Consider the following 6,710-nt stretch of genomic DNA (forward strand, 5'->3'; position numbering starts at 1 on the left):
GCCCGACGCCCGCGGCCTGGGCCTGGGCCGCGCGCTGACCCAGGCCGTCGTCGAGGCCGCCCGCGCCTGCGGCTATCGCCAGCTTCGCCTCGATACCCTGCCCAGCATGGCGGCGGCCCAAGGCCTCTACGAGCGCCTCGGCTTCCGGCCCATCGCGCCTTACTACGCGCCGACCCCGCCCGGCACCGTGTTCCTGGCGCTAAACCTCTAGCCCGCCGCCTTCCGGAACAAGCCGGCCGACAGCAGCCACAGCCCGGTGAACACGACCGTGAACGCCGGAACCTCGGGCGAGCCGATCAGGTGCGTGGGCGCGAGTCCCAGGCCCCAGGCCGCGAGCGGCACGGCCGCCTGCGCCACCGCCGCAGCCGTCATCGCCCAAGCCATCCCAGCCGGCCGGAAGCGGGCGACCAACGCGCCGGCCAGCGCCACTGCCAGCACGGCCAGGAACAGCCCGTTGGCGGGCTCGTTCTCGTCGCCGATCACGCCCACCGCCCCGTTGATCCAGAGGGTCAGGAACGCCAACCCCGGCGGGATGGCCGCGGCGATACGGTGGCTCCAGTCGCGGCCCCGGCGGACCGCCAGTTCCAGCGCCAGACCCAAGCCGCCCAGCAGCAGGCCCGCGAAGACGAAGTCGCTCGCCGTCCAGTCCACCTCGTCGGTGAACTGCATCGCCACCAGCGGCGCGAGGAGCAGCAAGCCCGCCCCGCCCCAGCCGATGATCCGCAGGACGCGCAGCCATCGCTCGCCGCCGTTTTCCACGCTTGCCGCCATTGCCTTTCCTCCAGCACTGAGTGAGGCTTGCAAGCCTGCCCCCGCGCCGGCTGAGCGGCATGAGCAACTCCTGAGGCTTTGCTGAAATTTGGCCCCCGGCAGCTTCCGCTTCGAGCGCTTCTTCCTCGACCCCCAGGACCGCCTGCTCCGCCGCGACGACGCGCCGGTGGCGCTGAACGCGCGCTACCTCGACGCCCTGGCCCTGCTCGTTCGCGAGCAGGGCAAGCTCGTCTCCAAGGACCGCTTCCTCGATGAGGTCTGGCGCGGCGTGCCCGTCACCGACGAGGCGCTCACCCAGTGCATCCGCACCCTGCGCCGCGAGCTGGGCGACGACGCCGCCCGCCCGCGCTTCATCGAGACGGTGCCGAAGCACGGCTATCGCTTCGTGGCCCCGGTGCAGCGGGTCGAGGCGCCGGCGGCCGCTGAGCCCACGACCCGCCGCAGCAACCGGTCCGACATCCTGCGCCTCGGCCTGGCGGGCGCCGGCGGCAGCGTGCTCGCCGGGCTCCTCGGCGGCGTGGTCTACGGCTTCGCCGGCGCGTCCGAGCCGCTGCAGCCGGGCATGGGCGCCATCTCGGTCCTGCTGGTCCTGGTCTGCCTGACGATGGTGGTGGCCCTGCTCGGCGGCGCGGCCGTGGCCTTCGGCATCGCCGCGGCCGACGCGCTCGCCCCCCGCCGGCGGCGCGGCCCGGCCATGGTCCTGGGCGGAGCGCTCGGCGGCCTCCTGATCGGCGCGGTCGTGAAGCTGCTCGGCGTGGACGCCTTCAACCTGCTGTTCGGCCAGTCGCCCGGCGACGTCACCGGCGCGTCCGAAGGCGCCCTGCTCGGCGCGGCGGTGGGTTTCGGCGCCTGGTTCGCGGGCCGTTCGAACGCGACCCCGTCGGCGCGCCGCGGCTTCGTCGCAGGCGGTCTCGCGGGCGCCGCCGCTGGCCTCGCAATCGCGCTCACCGGCGGCCGGCTGCTGGGCGGCAGCCTCGCGCTGCTGACCGAGCGCTTCCCCAATTCCCGGCTGCGCCTCGATCATCTCGGCGGGCTGGCGGGCGAGCCCGGCTTCGGGCCTCTCACCCACGCCCTCACCGGCGCTCTCGAAGGCCTGCTGTTCGGCGCCTTCCTGGTCGGCGCCATGACGCTCCCCCGCTCACCCAAGCCCCAGGAGTCCCTGCCATGAGCCAAGCCCGCGAAGGCGCCTGCCGCTGCGGACAGGTCCGCTTCCGCCTGACCGGCGCCCCGCTCCTGACCATGGCCTGCCACTGCAAGGGCTGCCAGCGGATGACCGCCGGCCCCTTCTCGCTCAGCGTGCTGGTGACCGAGGACGGCTTCGAGGTGGCCGCGGGCGAGCCGGTGGTCGGCGGAGCCGGCAGCTCGGACCTCGACCACTACTTCTGCCCGCGCTGTATGAGCTGGATGTTCACGCGCCCCAAGGGCATCGGCCCCTTCGTGAACGTGCGCACGCCGCTGCTCGACGATCCGACCGGTCTCGATCCCTTCGTCGAGACCCAGACCGCCGAAAAGCTCTCCTGGGCCACGACACCTGCGGTGGAGAGCTTCGAACGCTTCCCCGGGCCGGAGGACTTCGGCCGCCTGATGGCCGCCTTTGCCGAGCGCAGCCATTCCTAGCCGGCGAGACGCGCAGGGAGGCGTAGCTTGCCGCCCCGCCGCCGGTCTATAGGTGCCGGGCCGCAGCGTTCGTGGCGGTATCGACGGGTCCTTCGTACGAGATGCAAGGCGGCTCCGCCTCTCATGTCCTCCCGCCCTGGCTGAAGGGCGAGGCCGGCGCGCGACTGGCCAGCGCGCCGCCGGCGGCGCTGGGCCCCATCGACGGCTGGCCTGATGCGCTGAAGAGCGCGACGGGCCTCGTGCTCAGCTCCGGCTTCCCGATGTTCCTCGTCTGGGGCGAGGCCCGGACGCTGATCTACAACGAGGCCTACGTCCCCATCCTGGCCGACAAGCACCCGGGCGCCTTCGGCCGGTCGTTCTGGGACGTGTGGCCCGAGGTGCGCCCCCAGATCGAGCCCGTGATCGACGCGGCCTTCCGAGGGGAACACACCTTCTTCGAGGATCTCGAGGTGACGCTCGTGCGGCAGGGCCAGCCGGCGCCGGCCTGGTTCACCTTCTCCTACAGCCCGATCTACGGCGCGGGCGGTCAAGCGCTGGGCGCCCTCTGCGTCTGCGTCGAGACCTCCGCCAACGTGCTGTCCCGCCTCCGCGAGGCTGAAGGGCGCCTCGAGCTCGAGCGGCGCCTGAACGCCCTGCCTCAGATGGTCTGGTCGACCCGTCCCGACGGCTACCACGACTTCTTCAACGACCGCTGGTACGAATTCACCGGCCTTCCGCCGGGCTCCACCGACGGCGATGGCTGGCTCGAGATATTCCACCCCGACGACCGCGCCCGCACCGAAGCCTGCTGGCGCCACAGTCTGGCGACGGGCGAGCCCTACGAGATCGAATACCGCCTGCGCCACGTCTCCGGCGAGTACCGCTGGGTCCTGGGTCGCGGCCTTCCTCTGCGCGGGGCGTCCGGCGCCATCGAGCGGTGGATGGGCACCTGCACCGACATCGACGAGCTCAAGCGCTCCTCGGCCGAGCTGCAACGCACCAGCGCGCTGCTCACGCTGATCAGCGACAGCACGCCGGACATGATCTACGCCAAGGATCGTCACAGCCGCATCATCTATGCGAACCGCACCGCGTTCCGGATCATCGGCGTGCCTCAGGACCAGTTCCTCGGCCACAACGACCTCGACTGGGCCACCGATAAGGACCAGGCCCGCGCCATCATCGCCAACGACCAGCTCGTCATGCGCGAGGGCCGCGTGGTCGACGTCGACGAGACCTTCACCGATCCTTCGGGCGACACCCGCGTCTACCGCTCGCTCAAGGCGCCGCTCCGCGATGCCCGCGGCGAGGTCATCGGACTGGTGGGCGTCACCAGCGACATCACCGAGCGCCACCGCGCCATCGAACGCGAACGCCTGCTCGCCCGCGAGGTGGACCACCGGGCCAAGAACCTGCTGGCCGTCGTCCAGTCGATCCTGCGCCTGACCCGGGCCGAGGACGTCCGGCAGTACGCCCGCACCATCGAGGACCGGGTTCACGCGCTCTCGCGCGTCCACGGCCTTCTCGCCACCAACCGCTGGGAGGGCGCCCAGCTGGGGGTCCTGATCCGTGAAGAGCTCGCCGCCTTCATCTCGGCGCGCCCCGGCAAGATCCGCCTCTCCGGCGCTGACGTGCGCCTGCCGCCCGAGCCCGCCCAGGGCATGGCGATGGTGCTGCACGAGCTCGCCACCAACGCCGCCAAGTACGGCGCCTTGTCCAGAGACGAAGGCGAGCTCGCGGTCTCGTGGACGGCCGACGCCGAGACCCTGCGCCTCACCTGGATCGAGCGCGGCGGGCCGCCCGTCCAGCCGCCCACCCGCCGCGGCTTCGGCTCCACCTTGCTGCAGGGCACGATCGAGCGTCAGCTTGGCGGCCAGATCGACATCCGCTGGGCGCCGGAAGGCCTGTCCGTCGATCTCTCGATCCCGACGACCGCCTGAAGACGGCAGGCGAGCGTCGCTGTTGAGCTTCGGCTTTCACAGCCGACGTGCTCGCGGCAAGCTCCGGCCATGCGCACGTTGCTTCTCCTGATCGCCCTGGGCCTTTTCGCCGCCGTCGACGTGGCCCTGGCCGCGTCCGCACGGCGCCTCGAAATCGTCCGGGCTGACGACAGCGTCCTGAAGGTCGCGATCTTCGACCGGCGCGCGGGCGCGGGGGACCGCGCTCTCCTCTTGGTACAAGGCTCCGACTGCCGCCGCGCCGAGGCGCACAGCTGGCTCTCACAGGCCCTCGGGGGCGCAAGCGTTCGTTGGGTGGTGATGGTGGAGAAGGACGGCGCCGCCGATAGCGGCGACTGTGGCCCCGTGTACGAGTCCCATGCCACCGAGGAGGCCCGCTGGTTCGATCACCTCGTGGCGATGCGCCGCCTCAAGACCGAGCTCGGCCTGCGGGAGAAGGGCGCGTTCCAGGTCCTCGCGGTCTCCGCGGGCGGTCTGACCGGCTGCGCCATGGCGGGCGCGTCCAGCGATGTCGGGGCGCTGGCCCTGCTCGGCACGGGGGGAGGCATGACCTTCGACCAGGAACTCGACAAGCTCACTAAAGGCGACGCGCGCCTCGCCGCCGAGCGCCGCAGGATTCGAACGGATCCCCGTCTCGGGAAAACCTGGCTCGGCCCGACGAACCCGGAGATCTGGTGGTGGTCGGTGCTGTCGAAGCGCTGCCTGCCCTTGCTGAACGGCTACTCGGGCCCGCTGCTCGTCGTCCATGGCGCCCGGGATTCGTCGACGCCCGTCGAAAGCGCCCGCACGCTCGTGGCTGGCGTCAGCCGGCCGAACGTCACCTACGTCGAGCTGGACACCGACCACGATCTCGGCGTGACGACGCTGCCGCCTGAGCAGAACGGCGTCGCCCGCGTCCTGGCCTGGCTCCGCACGCGCTAGCCGCGCGCGGCCCTCGCTCATCCTCCGTTCATGCGGCCACCGCTTCACTCACCGCCGGCCGCGGAAAGGTGGGGGTGCGCGACGGCCCGCCGCACCCTGTCTGGCCCGCCGCCGAGGTACGCTGTCACCCGCGTGTCAGCCAGGAGCCCGCCAAGTGCGTCACGTGACCAAGATCCTCGTTCCTGCCGCCGGCCTGGCGCTGGCCGCCACGGCCGCCCAAGCCGCGGCCCCCGCTCGCGGCGCGGCGCCGCTGTGGGTCGTTTCGCCCGCCGAAGCCTCGTGCACGACACAGCTCGAGCTCGTCGCCCGCTCGGGCGCCATCACGCCGGTGACGCTCACCTCCGACGGCCAGATCGTCAGCCTGTCGTTCGCCAAGCCCGACCTGCCTGAACGCGCCTTCCTGCCGATCCGGGTGGACCGCAACCGCTATTCCAACCTGATGATCCGCAAGCCCGACGGCGTGACCGGCGAGCTTGTGCTGTCCGAGGAGACGGAAGCGGCCATGCGCAAAGGCCAGACCCTCGACGTCGCCTGGCTGGGCGAGGAGCCGGCGTCCACGTCGCTGGCCGGCTCCGAGCAGGGCCTGTCCGACCTGCGCGTCTGCGGGGCCCAGATCGCGACGCAAGCCCGCGCCCGCGCTCAAGCCGAGGCGCAGGCCAAGGCCCGCGCCGAGCAGGAAGCCCGCGAACAGGCCGTGGCCCAGGCCCAGCTCGAAGCCGCCCGCGCCCAGACCGCGGCCGCCGACGCCCAGCGCCAGCGGCTGGCCGAAGACGCCGAACGTCAGCGCCGTCTGGAAGCCCAGGAGCGCCAGCGCCAGTACGCCGAAGCCGAGCGCCGCCGCCTCTACGAAGAGGCCGAACGCCGTCGCCAGTGGGAAGAGGACCAGTCGGCCAGCTACTTCCCGCCCCAGCCGCGGTACCCGATCTATCCGCAGCCCGGCCCCGGCTACCGCCGCTGGTAGCGGAGCCCGCCTACTCCGCGCCGCTCTTCTTGCGGTAGTCCAGCGGCGGGGCGCGCTCGCCGACCATCGCCTTGTAGACGAAGCCCGGACCGCGCTTCTGCTCCAGCTCGGCCTTCGCCTTGTCGATCAGCGCAGGCTCGCGGAACAGCGCCGCCCCGGTGAGCGCCAGCGACTTGGCCGCCACGACTCCGCCCTTGGTCGCCATCGTCGTGCCGCCCGCCGCGACCGCCTGCCAGGAGTGGGCCGGCGTGCCGGGCACCCAGACGGCGGCCCGCATGCCCACCGTCGGCGTCACCCAGCTCACGTCCGAAACGTCGGTCGAGCCGCCGCCGTCGCCGCCGATCCGCATCGGCTGCACCTCGGCGGCGCTTTCCAGCTTGGCGTTGTTGGCCGGCAGCTGCTTGGCCATGGCCTCGGCGAAGGCGCGCTCCTGGGCGTCCCAGACCACCCCGCCCACGTCGCGCAGGTTCTCGTCCATCACCCGCGCGAGGGTCTCGTTCGGC

The 6,710-nt window shown here is 72.3% G+C and carries 7 protein-coding genes and 1 pseudogene; 6 read left to right on the forward strand and 2 right to left on the reverse strand.

The features are described from left to right. Positions 1-211: N-acetyltransferase (locus RIF93_RS17430; RefSeq protein ID WP_309092722.1), on the forward strand; the 211-nt coding region annotated here is incomplete at its 5' end. Here RIF93_RS17430 and RIF93_RS17435 read toward each other — a convergent pair. Next, entirely contained in the window at positions 208-771 is a 564-nt protein-coding gene (locus tag RIF93_RS17435) for a hypothetical protein (RefSeq protein ID WP_309092723.1), read from the reverse strand. The genes RIF93_RS17430 and RIF93_RS17435 overlap by 4 nt on opposite strands. 88 nt (positions 772-859) lie before the next feature. Here RIF93_RS17435 and RIF93_RS17440 point away from each other — a divergent pair, with 88 nt between their 5' ends. The 5 genes from RIF93_RS17440 to RIF93_RS17460 all read left to right on the forward strand — a co-directional run bounded on the left by RIF93_RS17440 (position 860) and on the right by RIF93_RS17460 (position 6,207). Continuing rightward, positions 860-1,939 (forward strand): transcriptional regulator, encoded by a 1,080-nt coding sequence (locus RIF93_RS17440; RefSeq protein WP_309092724.1) that lies wholly within the window; start codon positions 860-862, stop codon positions 1,937-1,939. Beyond that, the gene (locus RIF93_RS17445) at positions 1,936-2,388 is read left to right on the forward strand and encodes a GFA family protein (protein WP_309092725.1); all 453 of its coding nucleotides are present in this window, start codon (positions 1,936-1,938) and stop codon (positions 2,386-2,388) included. The genes RIF93_RS17440 and RIF93_RS17445 overlap by 4 nt, the downstream gene beginning before the upstream one ends. A 101-nt stretch (positions 2,389-2,489) precedes the next feature. Continuing rightward, entirely contained in the window at positions 2,490-4,307 is a 1,818-nt protein-coding gene (locus RIF93_RS17450; RefSeq protein WP_309092726.1) for a PAS domain-containing protein, read from the forward strand. A 69-nt stretch (positions 4,308-4,376) separates the two neighbouring features. Continuing rightward, positions 4,377-5,246 carry a hypothetical protein gene (locus RIF93_RS17455; protein ID WP_309092727.1) on the forward strand — a complete coding sequence of 290 codons (870 nt, stop codon included), beginning with the start codon at positions 4,377-4,379 and terminating at the stop codon, positions 5,244-5,246. Between the two features lie 154 nt (positions 5,247-5,400). Further along, positions 5,401-6,207, forward strand: coding sequence for a hypothetical protein (locus RIF93_RS17460; RefSeq protein ID WP_309092728.1), 807 nt, complete (start codon positions 5,401-5,403; stop codon positions 6,205-6,207). A gap of 10 nt (positions 6,208-6,217) precedes the next feature. Here RIF93_RS17460 and RIF93_RS17465 read toward each other — a convergent pair. After that, a pseudogene (locus RIF93_RS17465) lies at positions 6,218-6,710 on the reverse strand (amidohydrolase); the annotation flags it as partial.

This window comes from Phenylobacterium sp., assembly GCF_031181185.1.
Taxonomy (GTDB): Bacteria; Pseudomonadota; Alphaproteobacteria; order Caulobacterales; family Caulobacteraceae; genus Phenylobacterium.

Excerpts from the sequence above, each read along its gene's own strand:
- RIF93_RS17435 (WP_309092723.1), bottom strand. The coding sequence starts at position 771 with ATGGCGGCAAGCGTGGAAAACGGCGGCGAGCGATGGCTGCGCGTCCTG.
- RIF93_RS17445 (WP_309092725.1), top strand. The coding sequence starts at position 1,936 with ATGAGCCAAGCCCGCGAAGGCGCCTGCCGCTGCGGACAGGTCCGCTTC.
- RIF93_RS17455 (WP_309092727.1), top strand. The coding sequence starts at position 4,377 with ATGCGCACGTTGCTTCTCCTGATCGCCCTGGGCCTTTTCGCCGCCGTC.
- RIF93_RS17450 (WP_309092726.1), top strand. The coding sequence starts at position 2,490 with ATGCAAGGCGGCTCCGCCTCTCATGTCCTCCCGCCCTGGCTGAAGGGC.